The 18,263-nt window shown below is 53.8% G+C and carries 13 protein-coding genes; 5 read left to right on the top strand and 8 right to left on the bottom strand.

Going from position 1 to position 18,263, the window contains the following annotated elements; translation table 11 throughout:
* Window positions 1-94 precede the first annotated feature (94 nt).
* On the top strand, window positions 95-1,450 hold the full coding sequence (locus AC0Z7K_RS04050) for a cation:proton antiporter (RefSeq protein WP_112168056.1): 1,356 nt from the start codon (window positions 95-97) through the stop codon (window positions 1,448-1,450).
* Between the two features lie 64 nt (window positions 1,451-1,514).
* Here the strand turns inward: AC0Z7K_RS04050 and znuB are convergent, their stop codons facing one another.
* Window positions 1,515-2,300 carry a zinc ABC transporter permease subunit ZnuB gene (znuB, locus tag AC0Z7K_RS04045; protein ID WP_485612986.1) on the bottom strand — a complete coding sequence of 262 codons (786 nt, stop codon included), beginning with the start codon at window positions 2,298-2,300 and terminating at the stop codon, window positions 1,515-1,517.
* On the bottom strand, window positions 2,297-3,055 hold the full coding sequence (gene znuC / locus AC0Z7K_RS04040) for a zinc ABC transporter ATP-binding protein ZnuC (protein WP_413529580.1): 759 nt from the start codon (window positions 3,053-3,055) through the stop codon (window positions 2,297-2,299). Before znuC ends, znuB begins: the two co-directional genes overlap by 4 nt.
* Window positions 3,056-3,150: 95 nt before the next feature.
* Between znuC and znuA the strand changes: the two genes are divergently transcribed.
* From znuA to lpxM, 3 genes are all read left to right on the top strand, one after another.
* On the top strand, window positions 3,151-4,083 hold the full coding sequence (gene znuA, locus AC0Z7K_RS04035; protein ID WP_413529579.1) for a zinc ABC transporter substrate-binding protein ZnuA: 933 nt from the start codon (window positions 3,151-3,153) through the stop codon (window positions 4,081-4,083).
* Between the two features lie 19 nt (window positions 4,084-4,102).
* Window positions 4,103-5,437, top strand: a complete 1,335-nt coding sequence (gene mepM, locus AC0Z7K_RS04030; protein ID WP_413529578.1) for a murein DD-endopeptidase MepM — start codon at window positions 4,103-4,105, stop codon at window positions 5,435-5,437.
* A 106-nt stretch (window positions 5,438-5,543) separates the two neighbouring features.
* Window positions 5,544-6,524: a lauroyl-Kdo(2)-lipid IV(A) myristoyltransferase gene (gene lpxM / locus AC0Z7K_RS04025; RefSeq protein ID WP_485612984.1), complete on the top strand. Its 981-nt coding sequence runs from the start codon at window positions 5,544-5,546 to the stop codon at window positions 6,522-6,524.
* A 78-nt stretch (window positions 6,525-6,602) separates the two neighbouring features.
* Here the strand turns inward: lpxM and AC0Z7K_RS04020 are convergent, their stop codons facing one another.
* The 6 genes from AC0Z7K_RS04020 to AC0Z7K_RS03995 form a co-directional block, all read right to left on the bottom strand.
* A complete protein-coding gene (locus tag AC0Z7K_RS04020; RefSeq protein ID WP_485612982.1) occupies window positions 6,603-7,820 on the bottom strand; it encodes an MdfA family multidrug efflux MFS transporter in 1,218 nt (405 codons plus the stop codon).
* A gap of 84 nt (window positions 7,821-7,904) precedes the next feature.
* Window positions 7,905-10,280 (bottom strand): GNAT family N-acetyltransferase, encoded by a 2,376-nt coding sequence (locus AC0Z7K_RS04015; RefSeq protein WP_485613381.1) that lies wholly within the window; start codon window positions 10,278-10,280, stop codon window positions 7,905-7,907.
* Window positions 10,281-10,303: 23 nt separating this feature from the next.
* On the bottom strand, window positions 10,304-11,614 hold the full coding sequence (locus AC0Z7K_RS04010) for a lysine N(6)-hydroxylase/L-ornithine N(5)-oxygenase family protein (protein WP_413529575.1): 1,311 nt from the start codon (window positions 11,612-11,614) through the stop codon (window positions 10,304-10,306).
* A gap of 13 nt (window positions 11,615-11,627) precedes the next feature.
* Window positions 11,628-13,184, bottom strand: a complete 1,557-nt coding sequence (locus AC0Z7K_RS04005; protein ID WP_485612980.1) for a pyridoxal phosphate-dependent decarboxylase family protein — start codon at window positions 13,182-13,184, stop codon at window positions 11,628-11,630.
* Between the two features lie 663 nt (window positions 13,185-13,847).
* Window positions 13,848-15,290, bottom strand: a complete 1,443-nt coding sequence (pyk, locus tag AC0Z7K_RS04000; RefSeq protein ID WP_112168047.1) for a pyruvate kinase — start codon at window positions 15,288-15,290, stop codon at window positions 13,848-13,850.
* A 198-nt stretch (window positions 15,291-15,488) separates the two neighbouring features.
* Entirely contained in the window at window positions 15,489-16,358 is an 870-nt protein-coding gene (locus AC0Z7K_RS03995) for a MurR/RpiR family transcriptional regulator (protein ID WP_485612978.1), read from the bottom strand.
* Window positions 16,359-16,766: 408 nt separating this feature from the next.
* Here AC0Z7K_RS03995 and zwf point away from each other — a divergent pair, with 408 nt between their 5' ends.
* A complete protein-coding gene (gene zwf / locus AC0Z7K_RS03990; protein WP_485612977.1) occupies window positions 16,767-18,242 on the top strand; it encodes a glucose-6-phosphate dehydrogenase in 1,476 nt (491 codons plus the stop codon).
* Window positions 18,243-18,263: the final 21 nt, after the last annotated feature.

Raw genomic sequence — 18,263 nt, 5'->3', positions numbered from 1 at the left:
AGGCTAACTGCTTGTGCCGCGCCTTTTGTGCCCGGCCATGCCGGTTGGCTCCGATGTACTACGCTTGAAAGATGTTATTTTTCAGGGAGCTTACATGGGATTTTTAGGATGGACGGCGGCAGTCGGCGGACTGCTGTTAATTATGTCTTTGGCATCAGGCTGGATTTCGCGTGCGCCGGTGACCACCTTTGGACTGTATCTGGCTGCAGGGATTGTCTGCGGGCCGTGGGTGCTGAATCTGCTGCATGTAGATCTGGTGGAGTATTCGACGCTGACCGCGCGGTTCACAGAAATCGCGATGGCCGCCTCGCTCTTCATAACCGGTCTTAAACTCAGATTGCCTTTCCGCTCGCAGAGCTGGCGTGTTGGTGCCTTACTTGCGTTCCCGGCGATGTTGCTGACGGTGCTGAGCGTTACCGCGCTGGCGCATTATCTGGCGGGTATCTCCTGGCCGTTAGCACTGGCGTTGGGGGCGATCATTGCACCTACGGATCCGGTACTGGCCAGCATGATTGCGGTGAATGACGCGAATGATGACGACGGGTTGCGTGTGGCGTTGTCCAGCGAAGCAGGGATGAACGACGGCTCGGCGCTGCCGATTTTGATGCTGGCGCTGATGTTATTTACCGCGCACGACGGTCTGTCCTCGGCGGCCATTTGGGACTGGGCCTGGCGGGATGTTGTCTGGGCCTTGCTGGGCGGTCTGGCGATCGGCTATGCCATGGGGCGGCTGGTCGGGCTGAGTGCCACGCGTTTTCACAGCCGTCAGCGTTCAGTTGCCCCCAGTGACTTTCTGGCGCTGGCGCTCATCGCGTTGAGTTACGCTGCTGCGCAAAGTCTGGATGCCTCCGGCTTCCTGGCGGCGTTTGCTGCCGGCGTCGGGTTGCGCAGTGCCGAGGTGCGGGTGGTGACACTGAATCCGCCGGACGATCTCACTGAAGGCACCCGACCGCCGCCGGCGGAAGGGATGGTGAATCCGCATACGCGTCATTCGATGTCGGCGGAAAGACCGACCAACTCTATCGGGCTGATGGTCGGGGATGCGCTCTCCTTTGGTGACACCATTGAACGGCTGTTCGCCGCCGGGATTGTGATGGTGCTGGGTATCACACTGGCCGAGCACTGGGAACCGATGGGATTAGTCTTCGCCGCGTTACTGTTTATCGTGATCCGTCCACTCTCTGTGTACATCACCACCTTTGGAATGCGCGTACCACGCGGACGAAGGCTGATGATTGGTTGGTTTGGGATCCGCGGGATCGGCAGCATGAACTACATCGCCTACGCATACACCCACGGATTGCAGGGCGCCGAAGCCGGTTACATGACTAATATTGCGTTTACGGTGATTGTCGCCAGCGTGGTTGTTCACGGGCTGACGGTGTCGCCGGTAATGCACTGGCGGCAGGCGAGGCGTGAGGCTATGCAGGAACAGGATCAGGAAACGTAGAACCCTGGCAGTACCCACAAAAACGGACGCTCAGTGGCGTCCGTTTTTGTTTCTGATGTTTGCGTCAGGCGATCTGTTTTTTGCCGAGGCTCAACATAAAAAGCACCGCCGCCGAGAGCACCACAGAAGGGCCTGCTGGCGTATCGTAAAACGCTGAAAACGTCAGTCCCGCCGTGACGGCCACAACCCCAATAGCCACGGCGACCGACGCCATCTGTTCGGGCGTTTTGGCAAAGCGTCTGGCGGTGGCCGCAGGAATAATCAGCAGGGAGGTGATGATCAGCGCCCCGACAAATTTCATTGCCAGCCCGATGGTCAGCGCCGTGACCATCATCAGAATCACCCGCGAACGTTGCAGATTCACACCGTCAACGTGCGCCAGCTCAGGGCTGATGGTCATGGAGAGCAACGAACGCCATTGCCAGCACAGGACCGCAATCACGACGGCTACGCCAATGCCGATCATCCAGATATCGCTGTAAGTAACCGACAGCAGATCGCCAAACAGATACGCCATCAGGTCAACTCGCACGCCGGACATCAGGCTGACCACAACCAGACCGAGCGAAAGTGCGCTGTGCGCCATAATGCCAAGCAAGGTATCGACTGCCAGATGCGGTTTACGTTCCAGCGCCACCAGTACCACCGCCAGCAGCAGGGTCACGGCGATCACGGTATAAAACGGATTCACATTCAGCAACAGGCCAAATGCCACGCCGAGCAATGATGCATGCGCCAGCGTATCACCGAAGTAGGACATTCTGCGCCAGACCACAAAAGAGCCCAGCGGACCGGCGGCGATCGCCAGCAGAACACCGGCCAGCCAGCCTGGTAATAATAGAGCGATCATGCGTCACGACCTCCGCTGTTGCGCAAAATGACTTTTCCCTTTAAATCGTGACGATGGTTGTGATTGTGGCGGTAAATCGCCAGCTGTTCCGCGCCGCGGTTGCCAAACATAGCGATAAATTCGGGATGGGTGGAGACCACTTCCGGTGAGCCGGAACAGCAGATGTGCTGATTCAGGCACAGCACTTCGTCAGTTTTCGCCATCACCAGATGCAGGTCATGCGACACCATCAGCACGGCGCAACCCAGTTCGCAGCGCAGGCTGTCGATCAGGTTATACAGCGCCAACTGGCCGTTGACATCGACGCCCTGCGTCGGTTCATCAAGTACCAGCAACTGGGGGCTGTTCATTAATGCCCGTGCCAAAAGGACGCGCTGATTTTCACCACCGGACAATTTTTGCATTGGCTGATCCAGCAGATGCGCAGCCTGAACGCGTTTCAGCGCAGGCAAAATGTCAGATTTTTTGACACCGGGTTTCAGGCGCATAAAGCGGCTGACGGTCAGCGGCATGGTGGGATCAAGGTGAATTTTTTGCGGAACGTAGCCGATGCGTAAGCCGGGTTCGCAGGTCATCGTGCCTTCGGTTGGCGCAATCAGGCCAAGCACGACGCGCACTAATGTCGATTTCCCCGCGCCGTTCGGGCCCAGGAGGGTGAGTATTTTACCCGGTTGCAGGGCCAGCGAGATGTTGGACAACACGCGGCGGGAACCGAAAGTTACCGAAATATTTTTAAGCGTCGCTAAAGTGGGCATGTCATTGGGTCTTGCAGAACAAATCGGATGTTATAATATTGCGTTTCGCGAAAAATAACCAGTTTTCCCCCAACATGAAGATGAGTTCACCCCGCATGATACAGAAAAAAAGCGTTAAACGGTTGTTCCTGGCAGCCGGCATCCTGAGTGCCGGTGCGGCTTTCAGCGCGCAGGCCGCTGTGCTGGCGTCTGTCCGTCCACTCGGTTTTATCGCTTCAGCCATCGCGGAAGGTGTGACGCCAACGGAAGTGTTGCTGCCGGATGGCGCTTCGCCACACGATTTTGCGCTGCGTCCTTCTGACATCCAGCGCATGCGCAGTGCGGATCTGGTGGTGTGGGTCGGGCCGGAAATGGAAGCCTTCATGACCAAGTCTGCGGCGCAGCTGCCACCAAATCGTCAGGTGGAAATTGCCACGCTGGCGGCGGTGAAACCGCTGCTGCTGAAAGGCTCTGACGATGACGAGCATGACCACGATCACGGCAAAGGGCATGACGAAGATGAACACAGTCACGGCCAGTACAATATGCATGTCTGGCTGTCGCCGGAGATCGCTCGTGAGACCGCGATTGTGATCCATAACAAACTTCTCGAACTCATGCCGCAGAAAAAGCAACAATTAGATGCAAACTTGTCACGTTTTGAGGAAAGCCTGACAAAAACTGACAAAAATATTGGTAATATGCTGCAGCCTGTGCAGGGTAAGGGATATTTTGTTTTTCACGATGGTTATGCCTACTTTGAAAAACACTTCGGCCTTTCGCCACTTGGTCATTTTACGATCAATCCCGAAATACAGCCCGGCGCGCAGCGTTTACATCTCATTCGAACTCAGTTGGTTGAGCAAAAAGCGACATGCGTTTTTGCTGAGCCACAATTCAGGCCAGCCGTAATCACGGCTGTTGCCCAGGGAACAACAGTGCGTATGGGCACATTGGATCCGCTGGGGAGCGGCATTGCATTGGGCGCGGACAGCTACGTGAACTTCCTGTCACAGCTGACGAACCAATACCTGAGCTGCCTGAAGTAAGCTAAAAGGACAGAATTAAGTGCAGCTGATAGCCCGCTCTATCGCTCTGGCGTATAGCAACCTTCCACGGCCCCACCGCATCATGCTGGGGTCGCTTACCGTCGTCACACTGGCTGTGGCCGTCTGGAAACCGTTAGCCTATCACCCGGACAATGACCTCTCAGATACCCGACCGATTGTAAAAAGTATCGCCCTCGATCACGAACAGTTACGTTCGCTGCTTCCTGAAGCCAGTGAGCCTATCGATCAAACCGCGCCTGCCGACGATGATATCCCTCAAGATGATCTGGACGATAAAATCGTTAACGAAGCCGGTGTGCATGAATACGTGGTCTCCACCGGCGATACTCTCAGCAGCATCCTGAATCAGTACGGCATTGATATGTCCGAAATCGCGGCATTGTCTGACGCCAACCGTGATTTGCGTAACCTGAAAATCGGGCAGCAGATTTCATGGACGCTCAATGATGCGGGTGATTTACAACGTCTGACATGGGAGAAATCCCGTCGCGAAACCTATACCTTTGACCGTACCGGCAACACCTTTAAATCCTCATTGCAGACACTGCAAGGTGAGTGGAAAGATTCGGTGGTGAAGGGCACGCTGAATGGCAGTTTTGTCACCAGCGCCAGAGCGGCCGGGCTGAACAGTGCTGAAGTCAGCGCCGTCATTAAAGCCCTGCAGTGGCAGCTCGATTTCCGTAAATTACAGAAAGGTGATGATTTCGCTGTACTGATGTCTCATGAAGTGCTGGACGGCAAGAATGAGCAAAGCGAGCTGCAGGCGGTGCGTATGCGTACCGGCGGCAAAGATTATTATGCCGTGCGTGCCGAAGACGGTAAGTTTTATGACCGCACCGGCAGCGGGCTGGCGAAAGGCTTCCTGCGTTTCCCTACCGGAAAACAGTACCGTGTCTCCTCTAACTTCAATCCACGTCGTCTGAACCCGGTAACCGGTCGCATCGCGCCGCACCGTGGCGTCGATTTCGCCGTGCCGGTCGGTACGCCAGTGCTGGCGGTCGGTGATGGTGAAGTGGTGATCGCCAAGAATGGCGGAGCAGCGGGTAACTACGTGGCTATCCGTCATGGTCGTCAATACATGACCCGTTACATGCACCTGCGTAAGTTGCTGGTGAAACCGGGACAGAAAGTGAAACGCGGCGATCGCATTGCGCTTTCGGGCAACACCGGACGTTCTACCGGTCCGCATTTGCATTTTGAAATGTGGATCAACCAGCTGGCCGTCAACCCTCTGACCGCCAAATTGCCTCGCACCGAAGGGCTGACCGGTAAAGATCGCAGTACGTATCTGGCCACCGTTCGCCAGGTCGTTCCGCAACTGAAGCTGGACTGATTGTTCAGGAACATACATCCCGGCTAAATGCTGATGTGCAGTGATTTATTGCAAAATAAATCACTGCACTTATCATTAAGCCAGAATTTGTCATAAGAGCCTGAGCATGCAGCCAGAAAAAGAAAAACGGTCGACCGCAGAATTTATTCCGCAATTTCAGAAAGCCTTTTACCATCCGCGTTACTGGGGCGTCTGGCTGGGCGTCGGTGCGATGGCGGGGATGGCTTACGTGCCTGCCAAAGTGCGCGATCCTATTTTAGGCAGTCTTGGCCGTCTGGCCGGGAAATTTGCCAAAGGCGCGCGTCGTCGTGCGCAAATCAATCTGTTGTACTGCCTGCCCGAAACGCCGGAAGCCGAGCGCGAACACATCATTGATGAAATGTTTGCCTGTGCGCCGCAGTCGATGGTGATGATGGCCGAACTGGCGCTGCGTAATCCAAAGAAAATCATGGAACGCGTGCACTGGCACGGAAAAGAAATCATCGATCAGATGCAGGCCGACGGCAAAAATGTGATTTTTCTGGTACCACACGGCTGGGCCGTAGACATCCCGGCGATGCTGATGGCGGCCAGTGGTCAGCCGATGGCGGCGATGTTCCACAATCAGAAGAATCCGCTGACCGATTATTTATGGAATACCGTGCGCCGTCGTTTTGGCGGCCGGATGCATGCGCGCAACGACGGCATCAAGCCTTTCATCAGTTCTGTGCGTCAGGGTTACTGGGGCTACTATCTGCCGGATCAGGATCATGGCGCGGAACACAGCGAGTTTGTGGATTTCTTCGCCACCTACAAAGCTACGCTTCCGGCAGTCGGGCGTCTGATGAAAGTCTGCCGCGCGGCGATCGTGCCGTTGTTCCCTGTGTATAACGGTCATGAGCAGCGCCTTGATATCTTTGTGCGTCCGCCGATGGACGATCTGGCGACAGCCGATGATGTCACCATTGCACGCCGCATGAATGAAGAGGTGGAATTACTGGTCGGGCCAAACCCTGAGCAATACACCTGGATCCTCAAGCTGCTGAAAACCCGTAAGCCGGGTGAGACGGAACCCTACGCGCGCAAAGAGTTGTTCCCGAAGAAATAGTCGCATCGGGATTAAAGAAAAAGGCTGAGTGTAAAAACTCAGCCTTTATGTTTTTAGAAAAGCATTCGGAAAACGCGGTCAGACTTTTTGGGTTCTTTTCATAAACGTCGTAATCATCAGCGTGCCGCTCAGCCCCGAAACTAATCCCGCCAGCATAAAGATGCCGTTACCCCACGTAAAGTACAGCTGCTTCGCCGCTTCGATCCCCACGGCAAACACCACAATGGTGATAAGCCCGAGCGCCGCTGCGACGGTGCCTTTGCCTGTCGGGCTTGAGAACAGCGTCAGGCGGTAAAGTCCGGCGTTCACCAGCCCGGTGCCGAACGCATACAGGCTCAGCCCGCCGATTATCCATTCCCATGCATGAACCATAAACAGCGCCGAACCGGCGGCGATTGCCAGCCCCAACGTAATCGGAGCGATACCCAGCCAGATTGGCGTGCGGATATTCACGTTTCCGCTGAGTTTACTGAGCGCGATATTGCCGATAATCAGCCCGGTAAACACCGGCACTTGTAGCCAGCCATAACGAAGCGGTGACATGCCAGCGTCCTGAATCAACAACACCGGCGACTGCGCTACCCACGCCAGCAGCGGCAGGGTCACAAGCCCGATGGACAGTGAGCCGGTGACTACGCCCTGATTGGTCAGCACTTCGCGGTAATCCGTCGCCAATCTGCGCATCGAAAAGCGGTCATCGCGGCCTGTCGCGGTTTCCGGCATGCTGCGCCACAACCCCCAGAACGCCAGCGCAGAAATCAGTGAGAACAGCGCAAACATCGCTTTCCACGGCGCATAATGGATGAAGGCCGCACCGGCCAGCGGCCCGAGCAGCGGGGCGATCAGCGTGATGTTCGCCATCAGCGCCATCAGTTTGACGCTCAGCGTTTCATTGAACGCTTCCTGAATGGCGGCATACCCGACCGCGCCGATAAAGCACAGGCTCATCCCTTGCAGGAAGCGCATTAAAATGAATTGCTCGATACTGCGGGTGAAGACGGTCAGAAAACAGGTGAGGGTGAAAAAGGCCACGCCGGTAAGCAACACCGGACGTCGCCCGAGTCGGTCAGACAGCGGGCCGAGCAGCCATTGCAGCAGGATGCCGCCGCACAGGTAAGCGGTCAGCGAGGTGGATACCCAGTCGGCGCTGGCGCTGAAATCGCTGATCACCTGCAACATGCCCGGCTGGATCATATCGTGGGCGATGTAGGTGGCGAATTCGAATAATACCAGCGACAGCGGGAACAGCCACTGGCGATAACTTAGCCGCGGGGCCGGTTCAGAAACGGACGACATAACGAGAATTCTCCATCACTCAAAATCAGAAAAGCGCGACCCTTTCAGGCCGCGCTAAAAAAACGCACAGGAGTAAAAATCTGCTTAGTATCGGTTAGCGTAAGCAGCGATCGGGTTCTCCAGCGTCCCGGCGAATTTCAGGTTCTGCGCTGGATCCGACAGGTTGATCATCTGCTGGTTATTTGCCAGTTGCAGACGATTGAGGCAAGAGTGCGTGAACTCCGCGCCGAACATGTCATAGCGCGCAAACTTCTCCGCCAGCTCCGGGTATTGCAACTGGTAGTCGCGCACGACTTCCGCTGCCACGCCCCAGAACTGTCCGGCCGGATAGTCGCCGTGCTCTTCCAGAATACGGGCGATGAAGCGGAATACACCGGCGAAGACATCGGTGAAAATTGACAGGATCATCAGTTCTTCAGGCACATCCACTGCCAGACGTTTGGCTTTTTCCGGCAGATTAGCCTCCGGGTTCATCACCGCAATTTCCTCGGCAATATCCTTCATGAAAGCGTTCACCGGAATATTATTTTCAAAGCGCAGGATCAGGTTTTCGCCGTGCGGCATAAACACCAGATCGTACTGGTAGAAGCAGTGCAGCAGCGGGCTGAGGTAGGCGTGCATGTAACGCTTGAGCCAGTCGCCGGTCGCCAGACCGGAGGATTTGATCATCTCGACAATCAGCGCATCGCCGTGTTTATCGGTATGCAGGAGGGCGGCCATGGTCATCAGACGCTGATTGGGCTGCAACTGCGCTACCGGATTTTCACGCCACAGCGCGGCAAACATTTTCTTATAGGCGCTGTCGCCTTTGATTGCCTCTTCAAAGTAATGGTTGTGATAACCAAGTGACGCGACTTCCTGCAAAATCTTAAATCCGGTGGATTGCAGATAGGAATCGTTTTCCACCAGATCTGCCAGCCATTCGTTGATACCCGGCGTGGTGGCCATGTAATACGGTGACAGCCCGCGCATAAAGCCCATATTCAGAATCGACAGCGCGGTTTTCACGTAACGGTGCGTGGGCTGGCTGGCGTTGAAGAAAGTGCGGATTGACTGCTGCGCCAGATACTGGTCTTCGCCTTCGCCAAGGAAAATCAGGAACTGACGGGCGATGTCCGGAGCAAACACGGTCAGCAATTTATTCTGCCACTGCCATGGATGCACCGGCATGAAGTAATAGTTTTTAGGATCGACGCCGATATCCACCAGTTTCTGCGTGAAGGCACAAATCTGCGCATCACCCAGTTCTTCGGCGATCAGTTTCTCGTATGGCAAACCTTCGGTGGTGGCGAAATGCGCTTTGTCATGATGTACCGCTACCCACACTAATTTCAGCGGATTCGCCGCTTCCGGCGCGTAACGCACGTAATCTCCGGCGTCAAAACCAATGCGACCGTTGTTGGCGATAAAGCTTGGGTGGCCTTCGGTCATGCTGGTTTCCACCGTCTGGAAATCGGCCTCCGTCAGCTGTTTCGCGGTGGTGTGATTGTTCGCCAGCTTATACGCGCTGCTGTAGAGCGTGCTGCTGATTTCTTCCATATAAGTCGGCAGCATGGCCTGTGAAATGCCAATTTGTTCCGCGAATTCAATAATGAATTTCAGCGCATCGAGCGGCTGCCCGGTAAAATTGTCCAGACGCTGAATGCTGTCCAGATCGATCATCCAGTCGTTAAGCGGAAGCTGGCGCGCACGGAAACGGTATTCGACTTCTGATGCCGGAACTGCCAGCTGATAGTCAGTCCAGGTGCCGCTGGACTGTAACGCTTTGGGTTCGAGCAGGCGTTCATGAGTCAGTTCGGACAGGCATTTACGCAGTAACAGGGCGTTGGCTTTCGCCCAGATTTCAGGCTGTAAGTGCTGGCCGGATTGCAATGTTGAGGTCGTCATGGTGGCGTGTTCCTTCTGGCTGGCCTGCAAAAAATCTTCATGCTGGCAGAACGCCAGCCATGCAGTTTTGTGTGTCAGTTGCACCTGTTTCTGATAGCGGAAACCGGCGCGTTTATTGAGTTTGTGGATCTTCTCGTTGCGGACATCCGGTTCGACGACCACACGTTTCACGTCGGGCAGACTGAACAGGTATTCCATCACGGCGGAAAACACTTGCCAGCTGAAACCGGCGACCGGCGGGTTTGCCGGTGCGAGCAGAATGTGCATGCCGATATCGCCCGGCTGCACGTCGTAATGTTCATGCAGCGGATCGTCTTGCACCGGATAGCATTCGATGAGGAAACGCGGCTGACCGTCGATTTCTCCCATCAGCGCCGCCTGCGGTTTACCGGCGGTAAGGTCGCGATAAAACGCATCCACTTCGCCGACGCTGCTGTTCTGCATGCCCCAGAAACTGGCGTAGGGCTGAGTCATCCAGCCGTGCAGCACGGCGGCATCTTTCGCCAGATTGAGCGGGCGCAGCGTCAGTAATCCGGCCTCGCGCGGGCATGAAAAAACGGATAAGGAAGTCATATCAGACATGGGTGATTTCTCCGTTATTGGTCGGCCAGGCTGCGGGCGCAGAACGTCTGAAATGCGATAGATTTCTCCACCGTGTAAACTTCTTTGCCGAGCATTTCGCGGATGATCGAGCTGTTGCGATAGCACGCCATCCCCAGATCCGGCGTGACGAAGCCGTGGGTATGCAGCTCTGCGTTTTGTACGAAGATCTGATTGTGGGCATCAATGCTGTAGTTGCGGTTAACGGCGTAGCGGCCTGCGTCGTCCCATTGGATACGGTTGTAAATCCCTTCGATAAACTGCGGGGGCTGGTAGCTGTAGCCGGTAGCAAGGATCACCGATTCGGTTTTGTGGCGATATTCCTGCTGTTGTTCGTGATGCAACAGGTTCATCTCAAGCTGACCGCTGCGGTTGCGTGTCAGGGCGGTCAGTTCCGAATGGGTATACATATCGACCTTGAGCGGCCCGTCGAGGCGCTTGGTGTACATCAGATCGTAGATATCGTTGATCAGGCTGGCGTTAATACCTTTGTATAAACCTTTCTGCTCGCGGTTCAGCTGGTCGCGCTTGCTCATCGGCAGGTCGTGGAAGTAGTCGATGTATTCCGGTGAGGTCATTTCCAGCGTCAGTTTGCTGTATTCCAGCGGGTAGAAGCGCGGCGCGCGCGTCACCCACGTCAGCTGATAACCGTACTTGTCGATATCAGAAAGCAGGTCGTAGTAAATCTCCGCCGCGCTCTGGCCGCTACCGACCACGGTGATTGATGTGGAATTTTGCATCTGTTCTTTGTTTGGCAGATAAGCCGAGGAGTGATGCACGTTGTTTCCGGCGTCACGCGCGCAGGCGGGCATCCACGGCGAAGGGCCGGTGCCGAGCACCAGACGTTTAGCGCGAAAGATTTGTTTATCGCCGCTTTTGGTCGAACACGCCTGCACCAGATAGCATTCCTGTTCCGCATCCCAGGTCACCAGCTCCACGCGGGTGGAAAATTGCAGACAGGTCAGCTGTTCGCACGCCCACTGGCAGTACTGGTTGAACTCTTTGCGCATCATGAAGAAGTTTTCACGAATGTAGAAAGAGTAGAGTTTGCCTTGCTGCTTGAGGTAATTCAGGAAGCTATAAGGGCTGGTTGGATCGGCCAGCGTCACTAAATCGGCCATGAACGGCGTCTGCAAATGGGCGCTTTCCAGCATCATGCCGGTATGCCAGTCGAAGCCGTCATTCTGATCTAAAAACAGGCCGTTCAGCTCTTTAACCGGCTCGGTCAGACAGGCCAGACCGAGGTTAAACGGGCCGATGCCGATGGCGATAAAATCGTAAGTCTGTTGGGTCGGGTTGATGTTCATGGTGCAACTCCTGTTACCGGTTTTTAGCGGCGCTCAGCGCGGCGGCAGTCAGTTCTTTGCCGTAATGCGTAATGAGACCGAGCACGTCGGCGATGTCTTCCGTGGTGGTCATCGGGTTCAGTAAGGTAAATTTCAGGTACTGGCGCTGATGGACTTTAGTACCGGCAATCACGGCGCTGCCGTCGCGGAAAATCGCTTTGCGGATATCGGCATTGATGGCGTCAATCTGCTCATGGCTCATCGACATGCGCGGCACAAAGCGGAACACCAGCGTGCTCAGTTCAGGCTTATGCAGGACTTCAATGTTCGGGTTGTTTTCCATCATCTGATGGGTTTCGGTGGCGCGTTCCAGCAGTACGTCAAACGACTCACCCAGCGCCTGCTGGCCCATTACGCGCAGCGTCAGCCACATCTTCAGGGCATCAAAACGTTTGGTGGTCTGAATGCTTTTATTGACCAGATTAGGCGTACCTTCGAGCTTGGCACTGAGCGGATTAAGGTATTCCGCGTGATGCGTTACGTGCTCCAGATGGCTGTGGTCGTTAACCAGAAACGCGCTGCAACTCACCGGCTGGAAGAAGGATTTGTGATAATCGACGGTGACAGAATCCGCCAGATGAATGCCTTCGATGCGCTGGCGGTGCTGAGGGGAGACCAGCAAACCACAGCCGTAAGCAGCATCGGCGTGCATCCAGATTTTCTCCTTGCGGCAGATTTCAGCGATCTCATTGAGTGGATCGATACTGCCGAAATCGGTGGTGCCGGCGGTGGCGACAACCGCAATCGGGATCAGGCCTTCTGCGTGGCAAAGGTCGATTTCAGCTTTAAGCGCGCTGATGTCCATGCGAAATGCGCTGTCGCAGGCAACCGGTACCACGGCGTCATAGCCCAGGCCGAGCAGGGCGGCGGATTTCTGAATGCTGAAATGGCTGACCTGTGAACTGAAAATACGCCAGCGATTGGCTTCCGGCGGCAGGCCATGATATTTGATGCTGTGCTGCGGGCGGGTACGTTTGCAGTGGCTGTCGCGTGCCAGCAGCATTGCCATCAGGTTAGACTGGGTGCCACCGCTGGTGAAAATGCCGTCTGATTGCGCGCCAAATCCGATGCGCGCCAGTGTCCAGTCAATCACCTTTTGCTCAATCAGCGTGCCGCCTGCGCTCTGATCCCAGGTATCTACCGAGGAGTTAATCGCGCTGATAAACAGCTCTGCCAGCTGTGAGGGCACCACGGTCGGGCAGTTGAGGTGAGCGAGGTATTTCGGGTGATGGAAATAGACCGCATGCTGAAGATATAAATCATCCAGTTCTTCCAACGCCAGCCGTGTTCCGGCTAAAGGTTTGGTCAAATCTATATGGCGAAATTGCTCGGCTAATTCAGCCGGGGAAACGCCAGAAAAAGGTTTTTCCGTGTGGTTAATGTGAGATTTAATTAACTCAATGCCTTGCTCAATCTGCGCCTGCCATTCCGGCGTGCTGTTTTGATTGAAAATATAACCCTGATTTTTACTTATTTCCTTCGCAGAAGCGGCCGGAATTTGCATCAATTCCCAATTATTTATCTGGCTCATTTTGGCACCTTATTATGTGGCAGTTATTCCGCTGCGGGCGTGGGGCGTCCGCCCGGATTTTCCAGGGATCATGTTTTGGACGTATGCGTTATCGGGCAGGGCTTATGGCCATGCCTGTCAGTTTTTAATTTTTAAAATCTTCATAAACTGGAATTTATAGTGGTTTCTCTTGTGTGATTTCCTTAATGCGGATTTATACAAGGATTTAACGAATGCGAATCATTATAAATGCAAATCATTATCATTCAATGTTGGCATTGAACATTTATCATCTCCACGCGGATTTCATGATTTTATGTGATGCATATCACATAAACAGGCGGGGAAACCTTAAATGATTCATAATCACACCAGAGTAATCTGTATTTTTTATTCATTTTATTGCGTTTAAACATCTCTCTGAGAAGGTAAAAAGTTATATTTAGGCGCAGAAAGGGAAGGGGTATTTTAGGAAATTAAAGTGAGCGGGTAACAAAACGTCAAAAATATGACAGCAGAGTGGCAAAATAATGATCAACATGACGTTGTCTATGACCTTACAAATAACAGGGCGAGAGAATGATTTTCAGTATAAATAAAAAAGCCCACATCGCTGTGGGCTTAAAATAAATATCTTATTACACTTTCATTTATTCAATGCGTACTCTTGTTGAATACGTACTCTTACTCAACGCGTAAGACGCGGCTGGTATTTGTCGTACCGATGGTGCTCATGACATCACCCTGAGTGATAATCACCAGATCGCCGGAAAGCAGATAACCTTTATCACGCAGCAGATTCACCGCGTCCTGCGCTGCCGCCACGCCGTCGTTATGGCTGTCGAAGAACACCGGCGTTACGCCACGGTAAATAGCGGTCAGGTTCAGTGTATGTTCATGACGGGACATGGCGAAGATAGGCAGACCGGAGCTGATGCGGGAAAGCATCAGTGCGGTGCGTCCGGATTCGGTCATGGAAATGATCGCTGTCACGCCTTTCAGGTGGTTGGCCGCATACATGGCGGACATGGCAATGGCTTCTTCGGTGTTATCGAATTCAACGTCCAGACGGTGTTTGGAAACATTGATGCTTGGGATTTTTTCCGCACCCAGACAGACGCGCGCCATCGCGGCAACAGTTTCTGAAGGATACTGGCCAGCGGCGGTTTCGGCAGAGAGCATCACCGCATCCGTGCCGTCGAGCACGGCGTTCGCCACGTCCATAACTTCGGCACGGGTTGGCATCGGGTTGGTTATCATCGATTCCATCATCTGCGTGGCGGTTATCACCGCACGGTTCAGCTGACGGGCACGGCGGATCAGTTTTTTCTGAATACCCACCAGTTCCGGGTCACCGATTTCTACCCCTAAATCTCCGCGGGCGACCATCACAACGTCAGAGGCCAGAATGATGTCATCCATCGCCGCATCGCTGGCCACGGCTTCCGCACGTTCTACTTTCGAGACAATCTGCGCGTTACAGCCTGCCGCACGCGCCAGACGGCGTGCATAGTTAAGATCTTCGCCGGTGCGTGGGAAAGAAACTGCCAGGAAATCTACGTCCATTTTGGCCGCAGTAATAATGTCTGCTTTGTCTTTCTCAGTCAGGGCTTCAGCGGAAAGACCGCCGCCCAGCTTGTTGATGCCTTTGTTGTTGGACAGCGGGCCGCCAACGGTGACTTCTGTGAAAACTTTCATGCCCTGAACTTCAAGCACTTTCAGCTGTACGCGACCATCGTCGAGCAGCAGGATGTCGCCCGGCACAACGTCAGCAGGCAGACCTTTATAGTCGATACCGACTTTCTCTTTGTCGCCTTCGCCTTTGCTCATATTGGCATCGAGCAGGAATTTGTCACCGATATTAAGGAAGACTTTGCCTTCCTTGAAGGTGGATACGCGGATTTTCGGGCCCTGCAAATCGCCAAGAATTGCCACGTGGCGGCCAAGGCGGGCGGCGATTTCACGCACTTTGTTAGCGCGCAAAATGTGGTCTTCAGCGGTACCGTGTGAGAAGTTCATGCGTACGACGTTAGCGCCGGCAGCAATGATCTTTTCAAGGTTATTATCGCGGTCTGTAGCGGGACCGAGTGTGGTAACGATCTTCGTTCTTCTGAGTCTTCTGGACATGCTTACTCCGTTCGTTAACTGGTGCCTTTACTGCAAAAAACAGCGAGTCCACATTGGGTTGAGGTGTAATTGTAATACAAAAGGGTTTCACCTGTGTGACCCGCTGACCTCGTGTCTGACGTTTAACCTGCGCACATTGCGCGAAGATTTCCGGCCAGACTCCCTATTAAATCTGCAACTTGTTAGTGTGAAAATGGCTTATTCAGGCTGCACAAGGACGACTGTCCCTTTATCAAAGCGCGATTCTTTCAACGCTTCTTTGACGCGCTTCAGGTTATCTCTGAATTTTGTGCCCCGGCGCAGCGTAAAACCGGTGGCCAGTACGTCGATGAGCGTGAGCTGGGCGATACGCGAGACCATTGGCATATAAACGTCGGTATCTTCCGGAACATCCAGTAACAGCGCCAGCGTTGCTTCGTGCGCCAGCGGTGTATTAAAAGAGGTGATGGCGATGACTGTGGCGTCGTTTTCACGAGCCAGCTGCGCCAGTTCGACCAGATTCTTGGTGCGCCCGGTGTGTGAAATCAGCACCACGACGTCGCCCTCACTGGAGTTCATGCAGCTCATGCGTTGCATGACGATATCGTCGAAATACACCACCGGAATGTTGAAGCGGAAGAATTTGTTCATGGCATCATGCGCCACTGCGGCGGATGCGCCCAGTCCAAAGAAAGAAATCTTTTTGGCCTGAGTGAGTAAATCAACGGCGCGGTTGATGGCCGCAATATCGAGGGTGTTTTTCACCTGATCGAGGCTGGCCATGGCCGATTCGAAGATTTTACTGGTATAGGCGCTGACACTGTCACCCTCGTCGACGTTACGGTTCACGTAAGGCGTGCCGTTTGCCAGACTTTGTGCCAGATGCAATTTAAAATCTGGAAACCCTTTTGTGTCGAGGCGACGGCAAAAACGGTTTACAGTAGGTTCGCTGACATCGGCCATGCGGGCGAGAGTGGCGATACTGGAGTGGATAGCTATGTTTGGTGATGCCAGGATAACTTCGGCCACTTTTCGTTCTGATTTACTCAGAATGTCGAGATGGGTCTGGATTTTTTCCAACGTATTCATAAGCATGCCACTCATAGGTTTCGACGATTTCTTTGAAAAGAGGAAATCATGTCTGTTTGATGAAAATATACTACGCGCATTATCCCGTTGGCAGCGTCAGTCAGGCGAAATAACGGCTTTTTTTGTCAGAGTTTGACCGAGATCTAACTTTCAGTATGGTAAATTCCGTTCGGTTTTGTCATAAAATTACAGGATGCAGGGGGTTTTGACGGTATCCCAGAGACTTATGATAAAAAGAAGGTTTTCCGAAGAGTTATCACGCACTCAGATCAAGGTTTACGGCTTACAGGCAATCAGAGTACATTGTTGCTGAAATAAAATTACAATATGTACCCGCGATATTCGGCTTGCAGCTTAAGCATTGGCAGCCCGAACTATGAAAGGTATTCCTGCATTAAGGAGAAGAACATGGCGGTAACCCAGACAGCCCAGGCGTGTGACCTGGTTATTTTCGGTGCAAAAGGCGATCTTGCGCGCCGTAAACTGTTGCCTTCCCTGTATCAGTTAGAGAAAGCAGGTCACATTCACCCTGACACCAAAATCATCGGCGTCGGACGTGCGGAATGGGACAAAGCGGCCTATACCGAAGTGGTCAAAGAAGCGCTGACCACCTTCATGAAAGAAAAAATTGATCCGGAACTGTGGGGAAAACTCAGTGCCCGTCTTGATTTCTGTAACCTTGATGTCAACGATCTGAAGCATTTCAAAGTGTTGGGCAAGATGCTCGACCAGAAGAACCGCGCCACCATTAACTACTTTGCGATTGCGCCAAGCCACTTCGGGGCTATCTGCCGGGGTCTGGGTGAAGCAGGGCTGAATAAAGAACCTGCGCGCGTCGTGATGGAAAAACCGCTGGGCCATTCCCTCGAGTCTTCTCAGGTCATCAACGATCAGGTTGCGGAATACTTTGCCGAGTCTCAGGTTTACCGTATCGACCACTATCTGGGTAAAGAAACGGTTCTGAACCTGCTGGCGCTGCGTTTCGCCAACAACCTGTTCGCCAGTAACTGGGACAACCGTACCATCGATCATGTGCAAATCACCGTGGCGGAAGAAGTGGGTATCGAAGGCCGTTGGGGTTACTTCGATGAAGCGGGTCAGATGCGCGATATGATCCAGAACCACTTACTGCAAATCCTGACCATGATTGCCATGTCTCCACCGGCCGATCTGAGCACGGACCGCATCCGTGACGAAAAGGTCAAAGTGTTACGCTCGCTGCGCCGCATCGATCAGTCCAACGTGCGTGAAAATACTGTGCGTGGCCAGTACACTGCCGGTTTTGTGCAGGGCAAAAAAGTCCCCGGCTATCTGGAAGAAGAGGGTGCGAAAAAATCCAGCACCACGGAAACCTTCGTTTCTATCCGTGTGGATATCGACAACTGGCAGTGGGCGGGCGTGCCGTTCTATCTGCGTACCGGTAAACGTCTGCCGAGCAAATGTTCAGAAGTCGTGGTGTATTTCAAAAACCCTGCGCTGAACCTGTTCCGTGATTCTTACCAGCAGTTGCCGCAGAACAAGCTGACCATTCGTCTGCAACCGGATGAAGGTATCGAGATCGAAGTGCTGAACAAAGTACCGGGTCTGGAGCACAAACACCGTCTGCAAACCACTAAGCTGGATTTGAGCTTCACCGAAACTTTCAACGAGCAGCACATCGCCGATGCTTACGAGCGTCTGCTGCTGGAAACCATGCGTGGGATCCAGGCGCTGTTCGTGCGTCGTGACGAAGTAGAAGAAGCCTGGAAGTGGGTCGACTCCATCATGAACGCGTGGGCGGCGGAAAGCGAAGCACCAAAACCTTACCAGTCCGGGACATGGGGTCCGGTGGCGTCTGTGGCGATGATCACCCGCGACGGCCGTTCATGGAACGAGTTCGAGTAACGAGGCTTCATTAGAAAAACG

The sequence above is a fragment of the Rahnella sp. 1L-D-7-B-C2 genome (genome assembly GCF_057290995.1).
This window is presented reverse-complemented; position numbering and strand designations above follow the sequence as displayed.